Here is a 20,967-nt window from a genome sequence, read left to right as displayed (position 1 = left end):
CGGTTTGCTATGGTGGCTTAACGCACCTCGCATTTAGTGTCATTTATGAGCATGCTCGCAAGTGACAAGCCGAGTTTTGGTCTTCAGCGCCATCTTTAGATAAGCATAATTTGGCTGTATTTCAATTTAGGTGTGTATTCTTTTGGCAGATAAAAAAGGGTTTGCATGACATATTGGTTACCCCGCTTAGCTGCAGGCAGCTTATGTATGGTGAGCTGGCTCTGTGCAGCCGATAGCACTCACGACGAATTTAAAGAGGCTGAGCGTGTCGCTTGGTCTGGTAATTATAATAATTTTAAAGCTGCAACAGCGCAGCTCGATCATCCACTTAAGCCATACGTTGAAATGGCATTTTACAAGCGTCACCCTAAACTCAAGTACCAGCAGGAAATTCAGCACTTTTTAACGGTATACGAACACACCCCATTAGAATGGCCTGTACGTTCAGCTTGGCTCGATTATTTAAAGCGGTATAAAAAGAAAGCACGATTCATAGAGTTCTATCGTGAAACCAGTGATGTTGAACTCAAGTGTACGTATTTGGTGTATCAGTTGGACTTGGGTGCACCGAAAAAAGCCATTCTTGATCAGGTAGCCGATATTTGGACGGTGGGAAAGTCTCAGCCCAGAGCTTGTGATGGTCTTTTTAACCAATGGCAAAAAGCGGGGTATAGAACGCCTGAGCTAGTCTGGCAGCGAATTTCTAATGCTGCGCAATCTGGTCAAACGTCACTGCTAGACTATCTTGAGAAGCTGTTACCAAAAAATGAGGCATACCTTGCCGAGCTATATAAAAAGGTTCGCCAAGATCCGAGTGCCGCTGCTGGGCTTTATCGGTTTAGTAAACGCACCGAAAAAGAAGCCGAAATTGCGGTATATGGTATAAGACGCCTCGTTTGGCGCGATCCTGATTTAGCGCTGCGTGCCTGGCAGAAGATGCAGGATATGTTTACCTTTACTCAGCGGCAAAAGGATAGTGTTGCTTATCGTTTCGCTCTAGCGCTTGCGTCTAAAGGGCATGAAGACGCACGGTTTTGGCTTAATAAAGTGCCCAAATCGTTGCAGGACAGAAAGCTACTACAGTGGCTGATGAGTAACATGCTGAAAGAGCAAGATTGGGAAGGGATTTCGGCCTTATTCGTGGGTCACGAGCAACTAAGCAATGGTCAACAATACTGGCTTGCATATAGCCTCGCGAAGCGTGACGAGTTAGCTAAGGCTAACGAGATTTGGCAGCAATTAGCGCAAGAGCGTGATTACTACGGTTTTTTGGCTGCTGCGCGTTTAGGATTACCAGTCTCACTGAATGAAGAGCCGTTAAATGTTGACCCCAGCATTGTCGAACGAGTATCTCATGCGCCTGGTTTTAAGCGAGCAAAGGCTTTATACGAGCTGGAAAGGTATACTCAAGCACGCCGAGAGTGGAACTACCTTACTAACACCTCAAGCAAAGAGGAAAAGCTTGCAGCATCCATATTGGCTGCTGAGTTTGATTGGTACGACAGCACTATTTTTACTCTTGCACAGATCAAAGCTTGGGATTACGTTGATTTACGTTTCCCGATGGCGTTTAAAGAGCTGTTCACTAAATATAGTGAGCGTAATCGAGTCGATATCGCATGGAGCATTGCGATTGCTCGCCGGGAAAGCTCTTTCGCACCGGATGCACGCTCGAGTGCGGATGCTCACGGTTTAATGCAGCTGCTGCCAAGCACCGCCAAATACGTTAATAACCGCAAGCGCGTGGCAAAAAATCGCCTCTATCATCCGGCCACAAACATTCGTTTGGGGACCAGTTATTTAGAGTATTTGAAGCGTAAAAATGCTGGAAATGAGATTTTGGCGACGGCATCGTACAACGCAGGCTATCATAGAATTAAGCGTTGGCTGCCGTCAGAGGCCATGCCTGCTGAGCTTTGGATTGAGCTGATCCCATACCGAGAAACACGTGACTACGTGAAAAATGTGATGGCATATAGACAGGTTTACCATACCCGCCTTGGTCGTGGTGGCAACATATTGGCAAGTATCTTGGATATGAAAATTGTGAAATAACCGCACATGGCTGGTGCTTAGACTCAGTTCGTCGTTTTTAGGTAGCAGCTATGATAGACTCGATAGTATGTGAATTTTTGAAAATGGGTACACCATGGATAAGTTAGCAAATTTATACGCAGAGCACATTGCCACGTTGCAACAGCGTACAAGAACGATAGTAGAACGAGAAGGACTGGATGGACTTGTGATCCATTCGGGGCAAGCAAAGCGTCAATTCCTTGATGATATGTACTATCCGTTTAAAGTTAACCCGCAATTTAAAGCTTGGTTGCCTGTTATCGATAATCCGCATTGCTGGGTTGTGGTTAATGGCAGTGACAAGCCGAAACTCATTTTTTATCGTCCGGTTGATTTTTGGCATAAAGTGCCTGACGAGCCGAGAGATTTTTGGGCAGAGTATTTTGATATTCAACTGCTGGTTAAGCCAGATCAGGTTGAACAGTTACTGCCATACGACAAAGCAAACTATGCCTATATCGGTGAATATTTAGAGGTTGCACAAGCGCTTGGCTTTACTCAAGTGAATCCAGAGCCGGTGATGAACTTCTTGCATTATCATCGTGCATATAAAACTCAGTATGAAATGGCATGTTTACGTGAAGCAAGCCGTCTTGGCGTGCTTGGCCACATGGCGGCGCGCGATGCCTTCTTTGCTGGTGGTTCCGAGTTTGAAATTCAACAAGCTTATCTTAATGCAACTCAGCATATGGAAAACGATACGCCATATGGCAATATTGTCGCCTTGAATGAAAATTGTGCGATTTTGCACTATACCCATTTTGAGCGTAAAGCACCGAGTAAGCACTTATCATTTTTGATTGATGCCGGTGCAAACTTTAACGGTTATGCGTCAGATATTACCCGTACTTATGATTTTGCTAAACAAGGTGAGTTTGCCGAGTTGGTGAAAGTCATGAACGATCACCAAATTGAATTGGGCAGAGCATTACAACCGGGCAAACTATACGGTGAGCTGCATATCGATTGTCATAATCGTGTGGCGCAAGTGTTGAGTGACTTTGGTATTGTTAAGCTTGGTGCTCAGGCCATCGTCGAGAAGGGGATTTCTTCCACTTTCTTCCCTCATGGTCTCGGTCACCATATTGGTCTACAGGTACATGATATGGGCGGATTCATGGCTGATGAAGCCGGCACGCACCAAGCACCGCCTGAAGGTCACCCGTTCTTGCGTTGTACTCGTAAGATAGAGGCTAATCAGGTGTTCACTATTGAGCCTGGGTTGTACTTCATCGATTCATTGTTGGAAGACTTGGCGCAAACAGAAAACAAACAGTATATCAATTGGGATAAGGTTGACGCACTGAAGCCTTACGGTGGTATCCGTATTGAAGATAACATCATTGTGCATGAAGATAGACTAGAAAATATGACGCGAGATTTCGGTCTCGAGTAAGCTGACTTCTAGCGCTAAAAGTAAGTATATTTGGGGGCCGATTGGCTCCCTTTTAGTTTGGAACATTATGTCTGAATATTTCATTCCGAGTGAATCAATTAGTCATCATGAGGAAATTAAGAAAAGCACGTTTATCGTACATTTGGCTCACACGCCAACCATCGAAGATGCTAAAGCGTTTATTAAGCAGATTAATGACGCGTATCCTGATGCACGGCACAATTGTTGGGCACACATTGCAGGGGCACCAGGTGGCAGCCATGTGTTAGGGTTTTCTGATGATGGTGAGCCTAACGGGACCGCTGGTAAGCCAATGCTCAATGTGCTAATGGGATCAGGGATTGGTGAAATAACCGCGGTGACGACGCGTTATTTTGGCGGTATAAAACTTGGCACCGGGGGGTTGGTTAGAGCCTATGGAGGCACGCTAAATAACGCTTTAGCACAGCTAAGCACGACTAAAAAGGTACCGGCTTCTATTATTGTTGGCCACAGTGATTACCATCTTCAAGGTGTGATAGAGCAGCTATTACAAAGCCAGTTTACAGTGCTAAATTTAGATAAAGAATACACGGCTAATATTACCTGGCAAATAGCAGTAGATAGTCGTGAAACACAACAAATCATTGATGCTATTTATGAATTAACCAATGGTGTTGTATTATTTAAGCAACTCAAGGAGTAGGTTCTACTTCTTTACATTCACTAATTAACCTCTGGTTAAATAACAAAAAGCGCAGCGTACAAAATGCAATTTCGTACCATAATAAAAATACTCGGGCAGTTAGTCGCTCTATTTAGTATCACTATGGTGCCACCAGCCATTGTATCTTTGATATACAAAGATGGTGGTGGTGTACCTTTTGTTTTAGCTTTCATTTTTAGTGTGCTGATGGGTTTGTTTGCGTACTACCCAAACCGCAAGGAAAACGGCGATCTTAAAGCCAGAGAGGGCTTCTTAATCGTTGTTTTATTCTGGCTGGTACTGGGGTCGTTTGCATCATTGCCGCTCATTTTCTTAGATAAACCGAATCTATCTTTAGCAGATGCCGTGTTTGAAGCTTTTTCTGGGCTGACAACTACTGGGGCTACGGTATTGACGGGTATAGAACATTTACCCAAAGCGGTATTATTCTATCGCCAGCAGTTGCAGTGGCTTGGTGGTATGGGGATCATCGTATTGGCCGTAGCCGTTCTTCCTATGCTTGGGGTTGGTGGCATGCAGTTATATCGTGCCGAAACACCAGGTCCAGTTAAAGACTCAAAGATGACACCGCGCATTGCCGATACCGCCAAGCACCTTTGGTATATCTATGTGTCTCTAACGGCAGCTTGTACGCTGGCTTACTGGATAGCAGGAATGAATTGGTTTGATGCTATCTGTCATGCGTTTGCTACGATAGCTATCGGTGGCTTCTCGACTTATGACGCTTCTATGGGCTACTTCGATAACCCGCTCATTAACGTTATTTGCGTCATCTTCTTGCTGATTGCTGCCATTAACTTCTCGCTACATTATGCTGCTGTGTCGAGCCGCAATATTAAAGCCTATTTGCGAGATCCTGAGTTTAAAGTCTTTCTATTTATCCAGTTAGCGTTGGTAGTGATTTGTTTTGCGGTATTATCGTCAAGCAATGTCTATGAAACGGGTGATGAAACCTTAGATCAAGCGATGTTTCAGGCTGTGTCAATTAGTACAACTGCAGGGTTTGCGACCGATAGCTTCTCAACGTGGCCGCTGTTTCTACCTATTCTCTTGATTTTCTCCAGCTTCATTGGTGGCTGTGCTGGTTCTACAGGTGGTGGGATGAAGGTTGTGCGTGTCTTCTTACTCTATTTACAGGGGATCCGCGAGCTTAATCGTTTAGTGCATCCACGCGCTATTTACTCGATAAAATTAGGCCGCAAGGCATTGCCTGATAAAGTGGTGGAAGCGGTGTGGGGGTTCTTCTCGGCTTATGCGCTGGTGTTTGTGATTATTATGATTGCATTACTGGGGACGGGACTCGATAATATTACTGCATTTTCAGCAACTGCGGCCTGTCTAAATAACTTGGGCCCAGGATTGGGAAGTGTTGCAGCGCACTACGGCGACATTAGCGATGCAGCAAAGTGGATCCTTACTCTTGCTATGGTCTTTGGCCGCTTAGAGATCTTCACGTTGTTAGTCTTATTTACTCCTACCTTCTGGCGTGGGTAACTGTGCTTAAGTTGTGGGCTCTTTTGCTAGGAGCCTACAACTGACAGTACCACTACCTTGTTTCTGCCCTTTGTGACAAGTTGTCATCTTCCTTTTGAACTTCGCAAAGAAAAAGTTAATAAAAATTTCAAAAACTCGGATTTTCGGGGTTTTCAAGTGTCAGTATTTTTACAACGATTTAACTTGGAGGCGACGATATTGCTTGCCACACGCTTTTCAGATAAAGGGTTTAAAGTGATTGAGGGATTTGCTGCTAGCCATGAGCAGGACTTGGGTATGCAGCTTATAGAACGAAGCGTAATACAGTTAAATAGCTTAATCGATGAGGTCGGTTACTTGCAACATAACCAGCCCACATTAGGTAGTGCTCAATCATATGATTTGTTTCATCAAATTGGCTGTGAGAGTGGTATACGGTTTGTTGTTCAAGTGATTTCAGAAAATGAGCTCTGGCAAAAGCGCCAAATACCAGCGATTGTCGATGACTTCGAGACGGAGGGAGCAGGCTGCTTATTCAAACATGATGTCTCGGGTATATTATTTGTTGCTAAGCGTAACAGCGAACCTATGATGTTGTTTATTGAGGATAACGAGCTTGGTATGCCACAAAGTTCGCTTGAGGTACAAAGTAAAATGATGACGTTAAGAGATGGTGCGATAATATTAAAAAGCCATTTTTTAGTCAAATAGACGGATCTTTGCTAGATATTGCTGATGGTCGGGGAGTTGTAATTAATCTGAATTCAGTTTTAAATGGCCTTCCGCTAAAACTGCTACAATAAAAAAGTAGTAGAGTGAACTCAGGAAGGGTTGGATCCATGTTAAAAACTCAAGAGGTTGGGCAAGAAACTTTGCTCACCGCAATCAGCGCTGGAAGTATTGTTGATTTAGAAATTTGTTTACCGGCAAATAGTAAAAGAATAAAAACAGAATATGTCGGTATGCTACAAGGGGCGTTTTTAATTCTTAACCATCCCAACCCTAAGCGATTAGGCGCGGCGCTGGACTTTGTTATGGAAGGGACTTCGGTTATCGTTCGGGCTTTGCTCGAAAATGGTGATGGCCAAGTCATTGCATTCAAATCGCAAATCAAAGCGGTTTCAGTCCATCCCGCGCGGCTTATTTTTCTCTATTTACCCGAAAAGGTACAAACCTACAAACTCCGCTCGCAAAACCGGGTGCCAACCTTAATCCCCGCTAAGTTTCACTGTCATGGCAGCAAAGATGTTGGGGTAATAAAGGACATCTCACTTGCTGGTTTACAGCTCGACTTAACGTCAATTGATGCTGAACATATGGAAGAAGGTTTAAAGTGCGAAGTGTTTATCGAAGGTAAAGAAGGGAATCAGATCTCGCTAGAAGGGGATATTCGGCGTATAAAAAGTCATGAGCAAATCGTCTCTCTAGGCATTCACTTAACCTCAGAACCAGAAATAATCCGCAGCGTATTAAAAGACTATTTAATCGATTTATCTATTTTTCAAGACCAACAAGATACCTAGTGAGTACGGCGCTTTACACCATTTAAATGAGATAATTCACCCTTAAAATTGATTGGAGAATTAACTCAATTGGCATTAAACGAATAAAGCGCTTACCTGGAAGAGTTTTTCCACAACACCGATTTGCTTTTTATCGATTAGGAACATGATCACATGGTCGCCAGAGAGAATTATAGTATCGTCATGTGCGATCAGTACATCTTCATCACGGACAATGGCACCGATAGTCGCACCCGGCGGTAATTTGATATCGCGAATAGCACGACCGACAACCTTAGAGGTGTTTTCATCGCCATGTGCTACAGCTTCAATGGCCTCTGCCGCACCTTTACGCAATGAATAAACGTTAACGATATCTCCACGACGAACATGGGTGAGTAGCGCTGATATAGTCGCTTGCTGTGGTGAGATGGCAATATCAATGTCGCCACCTTGCACGAGGTCGACATAGGCACCACGTTGAATAAGCGCCATGGTCTTTTGTACGCCCATACGTTTTGCAAGCATCGCAGCCATAATATTGGCTTCGTCGTCGTTCGTCACCGCGATGAACACGTCTACTTGCTCTATATGTTCTTCTGATAGCAGTTCTTGGTCTGAGGCATCGCCACAAAAAACTACTGTATTATCAAGCGTTTCAGATAGTTGTGTGGCACGAGCTTGATTGCGTTCAATAAGCTTGACGCTATGGTTCTTGTCTAATGAACTTGCCAATCCCGCACCTATGTTACCGCCACCGGCAATCATAATTTTCTTGTAAGAGCGTTCGAGCTTTTGTAGCTCGTTCATGACCGCACGAATATGCTTGGTTGCGGCGATAAAGAAGACTTCATCATCGGCTTCAATTACGGTGGTGCCGAGTGGCTTGATGGCTTTGCCTTGGCGATAAATAGCGGCAACGCGGGTGTCGACGTTTGGAATATGCTCTTTTAATGCAGAAAGTGCATAGCCAACGAGTAAACCGCCGTAATAAGCTTTAACCGCCACGAGTGACAGCATGCCCTCTGCAAATTGCAACACCTGCAAAGCGCCTGGGTAATCTATTAGCCTGCGGATATATTGCGTTACTAGCTGCTCCGGTGCGATGTAATGGTCGACCGGTAGGTCGTCATTGTGAAACAGCTTTTCTTTGTACTTTAAGTATTGCTCAGAGCGGATCCGCGCAATTTTGGTTGGCGTATTGAAAATACTATAGGCAACCTGGCACGCAACCATATTAACCTCATCCGAGCTGGTTACGGCGATTATCATGTCGGCGTCCTCAGCACCTGCTTGACGTAAGATCTCAGGGTGAGCACTGTGGCCAGTGACTCCCTGTAGATCGTATTTGTCTTGCAGCTCTCTTAAGCGCTCGCCATCGATGTCGACAACGGTAATTTCATTTTCTTCACCGACGAGGTTTTCTGCCAGTGTCCCGCCGACTTGGCCGGCGCCTAAGATGATGATTTTCATATTGGTTATGGTCGATTTTCTATTATTGTTTTGTCAACTTTGCGTAGTAAAACCCATCACTCAATCCGGGTAATAGCTGCAAGCCTGGTTGTGTTTGTGTGTCTGCATCATGCAAAGGTACAAGCGTTGCATCAGAGGTCGCAGAAAGAAAGCGTGCGATCTGTTGCTGGTTCTCTTGTGGCAGTACCGAGCAGGTAGCATAAACTAGTGTGCCACCGGGCTTAAGCAATGGCCAGATTTTATCAATAATTTGTGCCTGTAACGTCACCAAGTTATCAATATCAGAAGCACGTCTTAGCCATTTGATGTCCGGGTGTCTTCTAATAACACCAGTTGCAGAGCAAGGTACATCCAATAAGATGCGATCATATTGCTCGCCATCCCACCATGTTTCAGGGTCACTTGCATCGCCCTCAAGGCATTTGGCCGACAATCCGATCCGTTCAAGGTTTTGCTCCACACGTAGCAAGCGATCACCATCAGCGTCAATTGCAGTCACTTTGGCGTCAGCTAACTCCAAAATATGGCAAGTCTTACCGCCTGGAGCGGCACAAGCATCAAGAATATTTTCACCTGCTTGTGGCGCTAATAATCTCGCGGCTTTTTGGGCGGCTGCATCTTGTACTGAGCAAGCACCAGCGGCAAATTGTGGTAGCGCATAAACGTCAATCGGACTATCAAGCAAGATCCCGTCTGGGTATTCGCTATGAAGCTGATAGGCTATCCCTTCTTGGTCTAGCAGAGCTGCGTAATCGGCAGTAGAGAATTGCGATTGGTTAACACGCAGCCACATTGGTGCTTGTTGTTGATTCGCTTCTAAAATAGCTTGCCATTGAGTTGGGTAAGCGGTTTTTAGTTGATTGATAAACCAGCCCGGGTGGTTGTATAAACAAGCAGGGATTTCGGCTGCACTGGTTTCTAGTTCGACCTGATGACGTTGGAAGCTGCGTAAAATTGCATTAACTAAGCCTTTCATGCCGGGCGCTCTTAGTGGCGTAAGTGCGTTTACCGTTTCGGCGACAGCAGCATGAGCTGGTACGCGCATATGTTGTAGTTGGTAAATACCCACATACAGCAAAAATTGGAAAACACGGCGCTTACCTTTAAGCGGTTGCTCAAGTAACTGCTGGCAATAGTGTTCAAGTGAAGGCAAATATCTTAAAACGCCGTAGCAAATTTGCTGTAGCAAGGCTTTGTCTTTACCGTCTAACTGGCTGGTGGCAAGTGGTAATTGAGCACTTAACGATGCGCCTTTATCGACGACTTGAAGTAGGGTTTGGGCGGCAAGTGCGCGAACATTACTCACGCTTCACCAACCTTAGCACCAATTGCTACCCAGTCAGCTCGACCATTCAAAAAGTCTTGTGCAGACATGGGCTTTTTACCTTGTGGTTGCAAGGTGTGAATTTCTAATGACTGTGTGCCACAGGCAATTACAATACCGTGCTTGTCCGCACGTAGCACATGTCCTGCATCACCTTGTTCGTCAACTACCTTCGCTTGCCAAATCTTGACGCTGTTACCCGCCATATTGGTAAAGCAAACCGGCCATGGATTAAATGCGCGGATGTTACGTTCAATTTGCGCGGCTTCCATCTGCCAGTCAATCTCGGCTTCTTCTTTGCTTAGTTTCTTAGCATAATTCGCTAGCGTATCGTCTTGCTTTTCTGGCGTGATCTCGCCCGCAGATAAGCGTGCTAGCGTATCGATCAGTGCATCAGGGCCAAGTTCAGCAAGCTTGTTGTAGAGATCTGCACTGGTATCAGTAGCTGTAATAGGGCAGCGGGCGATGTGCAACATATCACCGGTATCTAGGCCCTCATCCATTTGCATGATGGTTACGCCAGTTTCATTGTCGCCAGCCCAAATAGCACGCTGAATAGGCGCTGCGCCTCGCCATCGTGGTAAAATTGAGCCATGAACATTCAGGCACCCAAGTCGAGGAGTATCTAAAATAGTTTTTGGTAATAATACTCCGTAGGCAACAACAATCATGACATCGGCATCAAGCGCGGCTAGCTCTGCCTGTGCGTCCGATGTTTTTAATGATTGCGGTTGTAGCACTGGCAGGTTGTGTTCTTGTGCTAATACTTTTACTTCACATGCTTTGAGCTTTTTACCACGTCCAGCTGGACGGTCGGGTGGGCAGTACACTGCCACGACGTCATGTTGTGATTGAATAAGTGCGTCAAGGTGGCGCGCTGCAAAATCAGGCGTGCCTGCGAAAACGATACGCAAAGGATTACTCACGAAATACCCTAAAATCAGTTGGTTGGAGATTGGTTAAGCTTGCTTTGCAGCGAACTTAGCTTCTTTTTCAAGCTTCTTACGAATACGGTCACGTTTAAGTGGTGATAGGTAATCGATAAATAGCTTACCAACTAAGTGGTCTAATTCGTGTTGAATACAAACGGCAAGCAAACCATCAGCGTCCAGCTCATATGTTTCACCACGTTCGTTCGTTGCCTTTACCGTGACCGTTTCAGCGCGATCTACTTTTGCGTATGAATATGGTACTGACAAGCAGCCTTCTTCGCTCACTGTAGTACCATCGCGTTTGGTTATTTCTGGGTTGATTAATACGCGTGGCTCATCGCGCTCTTCAGAAACGTCAATAACGACGATACGCTGATGAATATCAACTTGCGTAGCCGCAAGGCCGATACCATTTTCATCATACATTGTTTCCAGCATGTCTTTAACTATTTGACGTACTTCGTCATTAACCTCTGCTACAGGCTGTGCAACAGTGCGTAAACGCTCGTCTGGAAACTTTAAAACTTCTAATATAGCCATGATTACCCTAAATCAATTTATCGTGTAAGCTAGTGTATGGTCTTATTTTAGCCATTCAAGTTCCCCTTTAACAGGTTTTGGTGGATAATAACCAAAAATAACCACAAGGAAGCCATCATGAAATATCCGATTGCTGCATTAATACTCGCTAGCTGCTCTGTTTTCTCTGTGAAAGCGGACACTTTGGCTGTAAAAGCAGATGCACCACAGCGTTATGTGGTGAAAAAAGGCGATACCTTGTGGGATATTTCAAAAATGTACCTACGTTCTCCATGGAAGTGGAAGCAATTGTGGCAGTGGAATCCTAGTATTCAAAACCCAGATCTGATTTATCCAGGAGACAGTCTTAAGCTACTTTACGATGAAAATGGCAATCCAATACTGGTGTTAGACAAAGGTGTGAAGAAGCTGTCACCGCATACACGTATTGTTAACCAAAAAGTGGCTGCTATTCCTACCTTGCCACTACCCATCATGGAACCGTTTTTGCGTTTCGAGCAAGCACTTTCTGAGTCGGAGTTTTCTGATAGCCCAATTGTACTGGGAGCTAATCGAAATATTAAAAATGCGACTCCGGGTCATCTTTTGTATGTTAAAGCTGATTTAGTAAAAGGTGGGCACTATGCCATCTATCGTCGCGGTGAAATCTATCGTGCAATAGATAGCCAACAATTGCTTGGCTTGGAAGCTGTGTTAGTTGGTTCTGGCCACGTGGTTGAGCAAGGTGACCTAGCTGCGGGGCGTCCGGCAAAGCTACAGTTAGAGGTTGCCAAACAAGAGGTTAGAGCTGGGGATATTGTACTACCCATATCTACCGGACAAAGCTTTCCGGCACAGTTTTCTATGTCTCGTCCTGAGGAGCAAACTTTGGGCCGTATTATTGCGAGCGATAATAAGCTCAGAGAGTTTAGTACCATGAGTGTTGTGGTACTAGATGTGGGTAGTAAAGCACGGCTAAAAGAGGGACATGTCCTTGATATTATAAGGCAATCACCTACAGTTATAGAAAGTCAACACGGTCCGCGCTATATTGAAGATGCATCACGACTTGACAAACTGATCACCGAAATGGGATCTTGGTTTGGTGAGGAAAACGATGACGATAGTGTGGTATGGCATATGCCAAAGGAAAAAGTCGGTGAGCTGATGGTCTTTAAAGTGTATGAAGACTTAAGCTACGCTATGGTTGTTGAAACTTCGGAGCCGATCCGCGTTGGTGATCATGTACAAGCATTCAAGGAAACTGCCAGTAACTAGGTGGTAGAATTTCTCCTTGAGTGAGTCAGTAAACTCAAGGAGAGAGTATGAAACAAGCTAAACTAGCTCAAGCTTTGGCATTAACCCTTTGCCAAGGGCTGGGTATCAAAACCATCACTGCATTACTTAATCACGTCTCCCTTGCGCAATTATTCACATTAAGCCAAGTTGAGCTTTGTCAGCTTGGGCTACAAGAAAATGTTGCTGCCAATTTAGCGAGCACAGATTGGTCTCGTATCGAGCACATATTGGCTTATTGTCAATGTCAGCAAATTCATGTTGTATCTTTGTTTTCTCCTGAGTACTCCGAGCAACTAAAAGAGATCTGTAACCCTCCCTTAGTGCTCTTTTGCAGAGGGAACATTGCGTTATTAAAACAACCACAAATTGCGGTTGTCGGTAGTCGTAGTTCAACGAGAACTGGGCTTGGGCTTGCACATGAATTTGCACAGGGCTTAAGTCGCTCGGGGTTGGTGGTGACGTCGGGTATGGCAAGAGGGATTGATGGCGCAGCGCACCAAGGTGCACTTGATGTTCAAGGAGGAACCATTGCTGTGCTAGGGACTGGTGTTGATGTTGTTTACCCCAAACGCCATCAACGACTTTATGAAGACATCGTACAGCATGGTTTGGTGGTGAGTGAATTCTTACCAAATACTCAAGCAAATAGTAATCACTTTCCGCGGCGTAATCGCATAATCTCAGGTTTATCTTTGGGTGTTTTGTTGGTTGAAGCCGAAGTAAAAAGTGGCTCGCTGATTACTGCACGCTATGCACTGGAGCAAAACAAGGAAGTATTTGCGATCCCTGGCTCAATTAAAAATCGATTAAGTAGCGGTTGTCATTACTTGATTAAGCAAGGCGCAAAACTCACCGAAAATATTGAGGATATTTTGGAAGAAGTGAGCTTTTTTTGTGAAAACAGTCTATATAGTATAGAAATAGGGGAGCAAAAAGAGGAGCAATGTCCCGTATTAGAAAACCTTGGCTTTGAGGTGACGTCAGTCGACACTTTAACGCAAAGGACCCAGTGGCCAGTAGAACAGGTGATTGCCAGACTATTGGACCTAGAACTCGAAGATAAAGTAGAGCGTGTACTCGACGGCTACATAAAACTCGCGAGGGGTTAAGAAGATGTTTGATATTTTAATGTATTTATTTGAGAACTATATTCACAGTGAGGCAGAAATCTTTGTCGAACAAAATGAACTCACCGATGAACTCCTTCGCGCCGGCTTTAATCAAGGCGAAATATACAAAGCGCTTGATTGGCTTGAGCAACTTGCAGATTTACAACACAGTGACGAAAACCCCTATTTAAATGCTAAACCGGACCATGCAACGCGGATCTACACCGACAGCGAATGCAATATGCTAGACGTTGAAAGCCGTGGTTTTTTAATGTTTGTGGAACAAGTCGGAGTGATTGACAGTACCACCAGAGAAATGGTGATGGATCGCTTATTCGCGTTGGATAAAACCTATATCAGCCTAGATGATTTAAAGTGGGTGATACTAATGGTGCTATTTAATGTGCCGGGTAAAGAACATGCTTATGCGCAGATGGAAGATCTGATTTTTACCGAGCCTGCATCTGTAGTTCATTAACTCTGCTCTAGCATGGCAAGTTTCCTTCGGTAAGTTGAGGTTCTGGTTTCAGCTTACCGCCTTTCAAATAATGTTCCTGCTTAGTTGAAAACACTGATATCAAATACTTGCAAGGGGGAATTTCCATCATTTCCTTGACCCTAAAAACGAGGCTATTATATTAGGCGCATACTTGCACAAGGGGGCGGTGGTAAAGCGATGAGTAAAATAGACCATGCATTATTTAATGCAGACAAACATGCATTAGAAAAAGAGTATGAAGTATGCCCAGAATGTGGCTCTGAGCTGGTAATCAAAAACAGTAAAAATGGTCCATTTATTGGCTGCGCTAGCTACCCGACTTGTGATTATATTCGCCCGCTCGCACATCATGATAGCCATGTAATTAAAGTACTAGAAGATGTGGCTTGTCCTGAATGTGGCAAAGATCTAGTGATAAAAAATGGCCGCTACGGCATGTTTATTGGCTGTACTGGGTATCCTGATTGCCACTATATTGGTTATGAAGATGCGCCACCCACAGCGGCGTTGCCTGCGTGTCCAAAATGCCAAAAAGGCAACCTAATTCAGCGTAAAAATAAGTTTGGTAAACACTTTTATAGCTGTGACACTTACCCAAGTTGTAAGTATACCTTGAACGCCAAGCCTGTAGAGCAGGCTTGTCCTGAGTGTCATTGGCCCGTGCTGGTGGAGAAAACCCGAGCGGGTAAAGCTGTGCTACAATGCCCGCAGAAATCATGTCAAAAGATAGTGGAAATACCGTGAGTAATGACAATAAAGCGGATGCTGCGACAATAACAACGCCCGAGTCGGCACTTCAAGCTGGCAAAGTGATCTGTTATCCAACGGAAGCCATTTATGGTTTAGGTTGTGATCCTGATAACCAAGATGCGGTCACTAAGTTGCTAACAATCAAATCTCGACCCATAGAAAAAGGGTTAATCTTAATTGCCGACAATTATGGTCAATGTTTGCCCTACGTGGATGACAATAAAATCCCGATGGATAAGCGCGCTGATATTTTTTCGTCATGGCCAGGCGCCATTACTTGGTTATTGCCAGCGAAAGCCAGTACGCCGCATTGGTTAACAGGGGGACACGACACTATCGCTATTCGTGTTACTAGCCATCCCATTGTAAAGCAGTTGTGTCAACGTTTTGGTAAGCCGATTGTATCTACCAGTGCCAATGTAACGGGTCAAACTCCAGTTGTTTCGTTGTCGGAAGCTCGTAGCCAGTTTGGCTCGCAAGTTGGCTATTATGTTGAAGGTGAGTTAGGCGGTAATACGACCCCAAGCGTCATCAAAAATGCAATGACTGGCCAAGTGATCCGAGGATAAAAAGTACCATGAGTAAAATAAACCTAGAGACCGTAAAAGCCTTTTTATTACAACTACAAGATAATATCTGCCAAGGCTTAGAGGCTGCCGATGGTAACGCTCAGTTTGTTGAAGATGCCTGGGAGCGTGCTGAAGGTGGTGGCGGTCGCACTCGCGTGATCCGTAATGGCGATGTTATTGAGCAAGGCGGGGTAAACTATTCACATGTTTTTGGCGCTTCCATGCCAGCCTCTGCGACGGCACACCGTCCAGAGTTAGCAGGCAGAAGCTTCCATGCCTGTGGGGTATCTTTAGTGATCCACCCGAAGAATCCCAATATTCCAACTAGCCACGCCAATGTGCGTTTTTTTATTGCTGAGAAAGAAGGTGAAGAGCCGATTTGGTGGTTTGGTGGCGGTTTTGATTTAACCCCATTTTATCCAGTTCTTGATGATGTGAAGCACTGGCACCAAGTAGCAAAGGATTTGTGCGCACCATTTGGTGACGCGGTATACGGTGACTACAAAAAGTGGTGTGATGAATATTTCTATTTAAAACATCGAGATGAGACTCGAGGTGTGGGTGGTTTATTCTTTGATGACTTAAACCAATGGGGCTTTGAAAAGAGCTTTGCATTTATGCAAGCTGTTGGTAATGGCTTCCTTGATGCTTACCTGCCTATTATTGAAAAACGCAAAGATACACCGTATAGCGAACAAGAGCGTCAATTCCAGCTATATCGCCGAGGCCGTTACGTTGAATTTAATCTGGTATGGGATAGAGGCACATTGTTTGGTCTACAAACAGGTGGACGTACCGAGTCTATTTTAATGTCGATGCCACCTTTGGCACGTTGGGAGTATGACTTCCAGCCAGAGCCAGGATCGAAAGAAGCTGAGCTTTATAATTATCTTACGCCAAAGAATTGGCTGGCGATGTAATAGAGTAAAAAAGGAGCCGAGGCTCCTTTTTTACTCTTAGCTATTCACTTAGTTTAATTTAAATCCGCGCACTTGCTCATCCAAATCGCGCGCAAGGGTGAGCAACTCTTCACTGATCTGTTTTGAGCCATGGGCATCAACTAGCGAGCGCTCAGCATTATCGCTAATCGCCACTACGCTACGATTGATTTCTTCAGCGGCCAAGTTTTGCTGCTCAGTGGCATCGGCAATTTGCAGGTTTAAGGCATTAATTTCGTGCATCTGTGTCGAGATGTCTTTAAGCGCTTGTGCCACTTTCTTGACCTGATGTGCGCGGTCATCTGCTTCTTCGCAAGAAGCACTCATTGCTGCCACGGTTTGCTGTGCCTCGGACTGTAGTTTATCGATAGTGCGTTTGATTTCATCGGTTGAGTCATGTGTTCGTGTCGCAAGTGTTCTGACTTCATCCGCAACAACCGCAAACCCTCTTCCTGCTTCCCCGGCTCGTGCGGCCTCTATTGCTGCATTGAGCGCTAAGAGGTTGGTTTGCTCCGCGATACTACTGATCACTTCGAGTACTTTACCCACTTCTAGTGTTTGTGCTTGAAGCTGAGAAACTTGTTCTGCAGCTTGCCTTACATCTTGTGCTAATTGGTTGATACTTTGCTCAGTATGATTAGCAACAGCCATGCTTTCCTCCGCGAGGTGATTGCTGCTATCAGACTTTTCTGATGCAAAGTGGGTGGTATTTTTTACTTCACTTGAAGAGCTTTCAAGCTCATTAATTGCGGCTGCAACAGAGTCCGTCCCTTGTTTTTGCTCTTGAATGGCCAGCTCGGTAGTTTCAGCTGAAGCATATATAGATTCTGCTGAGTGAATAAGTATTTTTGAAGAGTTGGATAACTGCGCAATATTGTCTTTAAAGCTATCCATCATTTTATTGAAGTTAATCGCCAAGCGTCCAAGCTCGTCATCGACTTGGTCGTCTATTCGTAATGATAAGTCTTTGTTCGTCGTTGCGAGGCGCATGGTTCGGCCTAGCGTTTTTAGTCGTACTATAAAGAGCTTCCTAAAAAGTACGCCTAAAATCACAAAGGTGGTAATAAAGATAGCAGAGAGAAGCGCAGTGCTAAACCATGTATTAGTGTGTACCGTATTATCAATATCATCCAAAGAGTAGCTGATCCGCACAACACCGAGCACATCGCCTTCCTTTGCCTGATGACAACCCAAGCAATTTGTTCCTTTATAGCTTTCTTTGGCCACCATCGGCTTTAAATAAGTCATGATGCGACTACCGTCGCGCTGTTCAATAACTAAGGTTTCTTTCCCGTTCAATGCATCAAATTCAGCCTCAGAGTTAGGTGCTTGATTTGCATTACCTGGACCGTAAAGCTTATTAACTTGCTCGGAGCGGATAATATGCGCATCTTCGATATTTGGATGATTGCGAATTTTATCACTCAGAATTTCACGGTTTGCCATGGTGCCGGTCAGCATCATAGTATTGATAGAGTCAAAGTAATTATCTGCCAGTAGCTTAATATTACTTTCGACGGTTTCTTCAGCGAGCGTCTTTTGTTGACTGCTGCTACTAAGGATACTGGCAATCAAGACGAGCACGCCCGTCACAGCCAGTAACGCATAAATTTTATGTTGAATAGATTTCACACGCATCGCACCTGTACACAATTAGAACAGTGATTATGCATCTCTACTCAAGAGCGGGATTTGACCTAGCGCAAAATAGCCGTGTAATTTTAATTAACTAGTACTTTAGTTTTATTCCTGATTAATCATATGTGTCGCAAGCTGAGCGAGGGACTGCCTTAATCCTTCTCTTAATAATGGATTTCCTACCTCTAAGTCTAATGCTTTATTCATGCAGTGCATCCATTGATCCCGTAAATCTTGGTCGATAGGGAAGGGCATATGGCGCATTCTTAGGCGTGGGTGACCATATTTCTCTGCAAATAAATCGGGCCCGCCTAACCAACCAGAAAGAAATTCAAAAAATACCTGTCTGATCCTATCTAATGGCTGTGGATGCATATCGTAAAGCGGCTTTGCATAGGGGTCGGTTGCCATAATATCGTAAAAGCGGTTGGCAAGATCGCGGGCGCCTTGTTCTCCACCAATGATTTCATAAGGTGTTTTTTCTGGCGTGGGGGCACTATTTGTTTGTTCTACGGTTGCATCTTTATTAAAGATACGTTTAATTAACTGCTTCATAATGACTCTTTCAAGGCGCTCTTATAACGATGGACAAATACGCGGTATTCGGTAATCCGATAAAACATTCTAAATCGCCAGCAATCCATGCGCAATTCGCACAGCAATGCCAGCAGCAATTAGAATACGAGGCTATTTTGGCACCAGAAGATGCCTTTATTCAAACTGCATCGACATTTTTTGCTCAAGGTGGTTGTGGTGCGAATGTGACTTTACCTTTTAAAGAGCAGGCATTTGCCTTTGCAGATACCCTCACCGAACGAGCTAAGCTCGCTGGTGCCGTCAATACCCTAATCAAACAGCAAGATGGCAGTATTACAGGCGATAATACTGATGGTGCAGGTCTGGTACGAGATCTCATGAAACACCAAACTAAACTTGAGGGAGCTAACGTACTATTGATTGGTGCAGGTGGCGCCGCCAAAGGCTGTATCTATCCGCTCCTCCAGGCCGGAGCAAAACGGATCGTCGTGACCAATCGTACGGAGTCAAAGGCATTGCAACTAGCAGAGCAATTTTCCTCGTATGGAGAGGTTACAGGGTGTGGCTTAAACAATACCCCCGACATTGGTTTCGATATTGTGATTAACTCCACCTCATCGAGCATCACAGGGCAAGTGCCAGATGTTAGCCCTACTGTTATTACATCCTGCGTAGTTGCCTACGATATGTTCTACAGCGACCAGCAAACAAGTTTCTTAGACTGGGTGGCGCAACATAATCAACAAACGCAATTGATTGATGGCATAGGTATGTTAGTTGAGCAGGCCGCAGAAGCGTTTTACCAATGGCGAGGGGTGAGACCTGATACGTCCGAAATATTTAGGCTTATTAGAGGGTAAATATGAACCAAGCAATACTGTTTAATGATGACATCAGTTATCAACAGGGAGAATTGACGTTTACGGCGATGGCCAATGGTCAGCTGATCCGCTGTAAAATTGCAACCAAGCTTGAGCAGGAAGCTGCAATAGCACACTTTGCTCAGCACCAATTCGATTATGAAATGCAGGCTGAGCAATTAATAGAGGATGAAGCGTTTAATGAGGCGGGAGAGATAAGTTTAGCTTTCCTCTAAATATTCATCTTTGAGTTCCACGTAATTTTGGGCGGACACTTTTAAAAATTGTAACTCTTGTTCGGTGAGGGGTCTGGCTTGTTTTACCGGACTACCGACATATAAAAAACCGGACTCAAGATTTTTATTAGGCGGGACAAGTGCACCACCACCAATAATAACGTCATCTCCTACGGTGACGTTATCCATAATAATTGCACCCATACCTACGAGAATACGATTACCAAGTTTGCAACCATGCAACATGACTTTATGGCCAACAGTCACATCATCACCAATAATAAGCGGGTAACCGTCAGGTACTGAAGTGCTCTTTCTTGTTAAATGCAGTACGCTGCCGTCTTGAACATTAGTTCGTTTCCCTATCTTGATGTAGTTCACATCGCCTCTGGCTGCAACCAATGGCCAAACGCTGCTGTCTTCGCCAATTTCTATATCACCGACCAAAACGGATGATTCATCAATATAAACGCCTTGTGCCAAGCGCGGGGATTTACCTTTATAACTTCTAAGCATGTCTAGATTACTCATCTCTCGTGTCTTGTGTCACTAGTGTAGAGTGTTGAATTGTAAAACTCTAGTACGAAAAAACTGCAAAAAGATAAGTAAAAGTGTCAAAAATAAGCGCTTCGCTTCATTTTTGCTCGAAAAAACGTTTTTTCGCAATTTTCTTTAAAAAAAGGGTTGCACTAAAATCGGATCGCCCTATAATGCGACCCCACTGACACGGGGCGCTACGCTGAAAAGCAAAGCAGCAACGAGTTAGCGTCAAATAAAACTTAAGTTCGAAACTTCTTCTCAAGAAATTCAAAATTAAGTGTTGACAAAAAGTTGGGAATGCTTAGAATGCACATCCCTCGAAACAACGAAATGTTTCGAAAYGTTCTTTAAAAATATGAAGCAATCATCTGTGTGGGCACTCGTACAGATTGAGTTCTAACAGCAGATTCTAGTTCGCTAGATGACGCAAACAAATTTAGAGTCTCAATTGTAACTGAGTGACTATATAGTCAATTCGTTTTGATTTTACTTTTTTGAAAAGTAGAAACAAACAATCAGAATTCAATGAGCACGAAGCTTAGGCTTCAAAAAACTTTTAATTGAAGAGTTTGATCATGGCTCAGATTGAAC

Annotated in this window: 21 protein-coding genes; 14 read left to right on the top strand and 7 right to left on the bottom strand. The window is 44.4% G+C overall.

Features of this window, described 5'->3' with window-relative positions; genetic code table 11:
• Nucleotides 1–165 precede the first annotated feature (165 nt).
• The 6 genes from DS891_RS14160 to DS891_RS14135 all read left to right on the top strand — a co-directional run bounded on the left by DS891_RS14160 (nt 166) and on the right by DS891_RS14135 (nt 7,174).
• The gene (locus DS891_RS14160) at nt 166–2,055 is read left to right on the top strand and encodes a transglycosylase SLT domain-containing protein (protein ID WP_174170122.1); all 1,890 of its coding nucleotides are present in this window, start codon (nt 166–168) and stop codon (nt 2,053–2,055) included.
• A gap of 94 nt (nt 2,056–2,149) precedes the next feature.
• Nucleotides 2,150–3,472 (top strand): Xaa-Pro dipeptidase, encoded by a 1,323-nt coding sequence (gene pepQ / locus DS891_RS14155; protein WP_174170121.1) that lies wholly within the window; start codon nt 2,150–2,152, stop codon nt 3,470–3,472.
• Between the two features lie 67 nt (nt 3,473–3,539).
• Complete coding sequence (locus DS891_RS14150) at nt 3,540–4,157, top strand: YigZ family protein (protein WP_095729699.1); 618 nt, start codon at nt 3,540–3,542, stop codon at nt 4,155–4,157.
• Between the two features lie 63 nt (nt 4,158–4,220).
• On the top strand, nt 4,221–5,672 hold the full coding sequence (locus DS891_RS14145; RefSeq protein ID WP_010604172.1) for a TrkH family potassium uptake protein: 1,452 nt from the start codon (nt 4,221–4,223) through the stop codon (nt 5,670–5,672).
• 156 nt (nt 5,673–5,828) lie between these two features.
• The gene (locus DS891_RS14140) at nt 5,829–6,362 is read left to right on the top strand and encodes a hypothetical protein (protein WP_233525194.1); all 534 of its coding nucleotides are present in this window, start codon (nt 5,829–5,831) and stop codon (nt 6,360–6,362) included.
• Between the two features lie 128 nt (nt 6,363–6,490).
• Complete coding sequence (locus DS891_RS14135; RefSeq protein WP_010604174.1) at nt 6,491–7,174, top strand: flagellar brake protein; 684 nt, start codon at nt 6,491–6,493, stop codon at nt 7,172–7,174.
• A 75-nt stretch (nt 7,175–7,249) separates the two neighbouring features.
• Here DS891_RS14135 and trkA read toward each other — a convergent pair whose 3' ends face one another.
• The 4 genes from trkA to def are packed head-to-tail and all read right to left on the bottom strand — an operon-like array spanning nt 7,250 to nt 11,422.
• Entirely contained in the window at nt 7,250–8,626 is a 1,377-nt protein-coding gene (trkA, locus tag DS891_RS14130) for a Trk system potassium transporter TrkA (protein ID WP_010604175.1), read from the bottom strand.
• Between the two features lie 22 nt (nt 8,627–8,648).
• Entirely contained in the window at nt 8,649–9,932 is a 1,284-nt protein-coding gene (gene rsmB / locus DS891_RS14125) for a 16S rRNA (cytosine(967)-C(5))-methyltransferase RsmB (protein ID WP_174170120.1), read from the bottom strand.
• On the bottom strand, nt 9,929–10,876 hold the full coding sequence (fmt, locus tag DS891_RS14120) for a methionyl-tRNA formyltransferase (protein ID WP_174170119.1): 948 nt from the start codon (nt 10,874–10,876) through the stop codon (nt 9,929–9,931). Before fmt ends, rsmB begins: the two co-directional genes overlap by 4 nt.
• A 33-nt stretch (nt 10,877–10,909) precedes the next feature.
• Nucleotides 10,910–11,422 carry a peptide deformylase gene (gene def, locus DS891_RS14115; protein ID WP_102055799.1) on the bottom strand — a complete coding sequence of 171 codons (513 nt, stop codon included), beginning with the start codon at nt 11,420–11,422 and terminating at the stop codon, nt 10,910–10,912.
• A gap of 117 nt (nt 11,423–11,539) precedes the next feature.
• Here def and DS891_RS14110 point away from each other — a divergent pair, with 117 nt between their 5' ends.
• The 6 genes from DS891_RS14110 to hemF all read left to right on the top strand — a co-directional run bounded on the left by DS891_RS14110 (nt 11,540) and on the right by hemF (nt 16,547).
• The gene (locus DS891_RS14110; protein WP_174170118.1) at nt 11,540–12,679 is read left to right on the top strand and encodes a LysM peptidoglycan-binding domain-containing protein; all 1,140 of its coding nucleotides are present in this window, start codon (nt 11,540–11,542) and stop codon (nt 12,677–12,679) included.
• Between the two features lie 47 nt (nt 12,680–12,726).
• Nucleotides 12,727–13,809: a DNA-processing protein DprA gene (dprA, locus tag DS891_RS14105; protein WP_102055801.1), complete on the top strand. Its 1,083-nt coding sequence runs from the start codon at nt 12,727–12,729 to the stop codon at nt 13,807–13,809.
• A gap of 4 nt (nt 13,810–13,813) precedes the next feature.
• Nucleotides 13,814–14,287, top strand: coding sequence for a DUF494 family protein (locus tag DS891_RS14100; protein ID WP_010376797.1), 474 nt, complete (start codon nt 13,814–13,816; stop codon nt 14,285–14,287).
• A 198-nt stretch (nt 14,288–14,485) separates the two neighbouring features.
• Nucleotides 14,486–15,052, top strand: a complete 567-nt coding sequence (locus tag DS891_RS14095; RefSeq protein WP_174170117.1) for a type I DNA topoisomerase — start codon at nt 14,486–14,488, stop codon at nt 15,050–15,052.
• The gene (locus tag DS891_RS14090) at nt 15,049–15,627 is read left to right on the top strand and encodes an L-threonylcarbamoyladenylate synthase (RefSeq protein WP_010604182.1); all 579 of its coding nucleotides are present in this window, start codon (nt 15,049–15,051) and stop codon (nt 15,625–15,627) included. The genes DS891_RS14095 and DS891_RS14090 overlap by 4 nt, the downstream gene beginning before the upstream one ends.
• 8 nt (nt 15,628–15,635) lie before the next feature.
• Nucleotides 15,636–16,547 carry an oxygen-dependent coproporphyrinogen oxidase gene (gene hemF / locus DS891_RS14085; RefSeq protein WP_010604183.1) on the top strand — a complete coding sequence of 304 codons (912 nt, stop codon included), beginning with the start codon at nt 15,636–15,638 and terminating at the stop codon, nt 16,545–16,547.
• A gap of 48 nt (nt 16,548–16,595) precedes the next feature.
• Here the strand turns inward: hemF and DS891_RS14080 are convergent, their stop codons facing one another.
• Both DS891_RS14080 and DS891_RS14075 read right to left on the bottom strand, forming a co-directional pair.
• Entirely contained in the window at nt 16,596–18,203 is a 1,608-nt protein-coding gene (locus tag DS891_RS14080; protein WP_069021911.1) for a methyl-accepting chemotaxis protein, read from the bottom strand.
• Between the two features lie 105 nt (nt 18,204–18,308).
• On the bottom strand, nt 18,309–18,758 hold the full coding sequence (locus tag DS891_RS14075) for a group II truncated hemoglobin (protein WP_010379482.1): 450 nt from the start codon (nt 18,756–18,758) through the stop codon (nt 18,309–18,311).
• A 29-nt stretch (nt 18,759–18,787) separates the two neighbouring features.
• On the opposite strand from DS891_RS14075, the gene aroE reads away from it, so the two are divergent.
• Both aroE and DS891_RS14065 read left to right on the top strand, forming a co-directional pair.
• On the top strand, nt 18,788–19,600 hold the full coding sequence (aroE, locus tag DS891_RS14070; protein WP_174170116.1) for a shikimate dehydrogenase: 813 nt from the start codon (nt 18,788–18,790) through the stop codon (nt 19,598–19,600).
• A 2-nt stretch (nt 19,601–19,602) separates the two neighbouring features.
• Nucleotides 19,603–19,836 carry a DUF1488 family protein gene (locus DS891_RS14065; RefSeq protein WP_102055806.1) on the top strand — a complete coding sequence of 78 codons (234 nt, stop codon included), beginning with the start codon at nt 19,603–19,605 and terminating at the stop codon, nt 19,834–19,836.
• On the opposite strand, the gene DS891_RS14060 is transcribed toward DS891_RS14065, so the two are convergent.
• Nucleotides 19,822–20,367, bottom strand: coding sequence for a gamma carbonic anhydrase family protein (locus DS891_RS14060; RefSeq protein ID WP_235368482.1), 546 nt, complete (start codon nt 20,365–20,367; stop codon nt 19,822–19,824). The two genes, DS891_RS14065 and DS891_RS14060, sit on opposite strands and share 15 nt — an antisense overlap.
• Nucleotides 20,368–20,967: the final 600 nt, after the last annotated feature.

Source organism: Pseudoalteromonas sp. JC28 (assembly GCF_013319255.1).
Classification (GTDB): Bacteria; Pseudomonadota; Gammaproteobacteria; order Enterobacterales; family Alteromonadaceae; genus Pseudoalteromonas.
This window is presented reverse-complemented; position numbering and strand designations above follow the sequence as displayed.

What these genes read in the sequence shown, in the direction of transcription:
- aroE (WP_174170116.1), top strand. Translation starts at nt 18,788, where the DNA reads ATGGACAAATACGCGGTATTCGGTAATCCGATAAAACATTCTAAATCG.
- DS891_RS14160 (WP_174170122.1), top strand. Translation starts at nt 166, where the DNA reads ATGACATATTGGTTACCCCGCTTAGCTGCAGGCAGCTTATGTATGGTG.
- def (WP_102055799.1), bottom strand. Translation starts at nt 11,422, where the DNA reads ATGGCTATATTAGAAGTTTTAAAGTTTCCAGACGAGCGTTTACGCACT.
- DS891_RS14100 (WP_010376797.1), top strand. Translation starts at nt 13,814, where the DNA reads ATGTTTGATATTTTAATGTATTTATTTGAGAACTATATTCACAGTGAG.
- pepQ (WP_174170121.1), top strand. Translation starts at nt 2,150, where the DNA reads ATGGATAAGTTAGCAAATTTATACGCAGAGCACATTGCCACGTTGCAA.
- DS891_RS14110 (WP_174170118.1), top strand. Translation starts at nt 11,540, where the DNA reads ATGAAATATCCGATTGCTGCATTAATACTCGCTAGCTGCTCTGTTTTC.
- hemF (WP_010604183.1), top strand. Translation starts at nt 15,636, where the DNA reads ATGAGTAAAATAAACCTAGAGACCGTAAAAGCCTTTTTATTACAACTA.
- trkA (WP_010604175.1), bottom strand. Translation starts at nt 8,626, where the DNA reads ATGAAAATCATCATCTTAGGCGCCGGCCAAGTCGGCGGGACACTGGCA.
- DS891_RS14135 (WP_010604174.1), top strand. Translation starts at nt 6,491, where the DNA reads ATGTTAAAAACTCAAGAGGTTGGGCAAGAAACTTTGCTCACCGCAATC.
- DS891_RS14075 (WP_010379482.1), bottom strand. Translation starts at nt 18,758, where the DNA reads ATGAAGCAGTTAATTAAACGTATCTTTAATAAAGATGCAACCGTAGAA.
- DS891_RS14060 (WP_235368482.1), bottom strand. Translation starts at nt 20,367, where the DNA reads ATGAGTAATCTAGACATGCTTAGAAGTTATAAAGGTAAATCCCCGCGC.
- DS891_RS14080 (WP_069021911.1), bottom strand. Translation starts at nt 18,203, where the DNA reads ATGCGTGTGAAATCTATTCAACATAAAATTTATGCGTTACTGGCTGTG.
- DS891_RS14145 (WP_010604172.1), top strand. Translation starts at nt 4,221, where the DNA reads ATGCAATTTCGTACCATAATAAAAATACTCGGGCAGTTAGTCGCTCTA.
- dprA (WP_102055801.1), top strand. Translation starts at nt 12,727, where the DNA reads ATGAAACAAGCTAAACTAGCTCAAGCTTTGGCATTAACCCTTTGCCAA.
- DS891_RS14095 (WP_174170117.1), top strand. Translation starts at nt 14,486, where the DNA reads ATGAGTAAAATAGACCATGCATTATTTAATGCAGACAAACATGCATTA.
- DS891_RS14150 (WP_095729699.1), top strand. Translation starts at nt 3,540, where the DNA reads ATGTCTGAATATTTCATTCCGAGTGAATCAATTAGTCATCATGAGGAA.
- DS891_RS14065 (WP_102055806.1), top strand. Translation starts at nt 19,603, where the DNA reads ATGAACCAAGCAATACTGTTTAATGATGACATCAGTTATCAACAGGGA.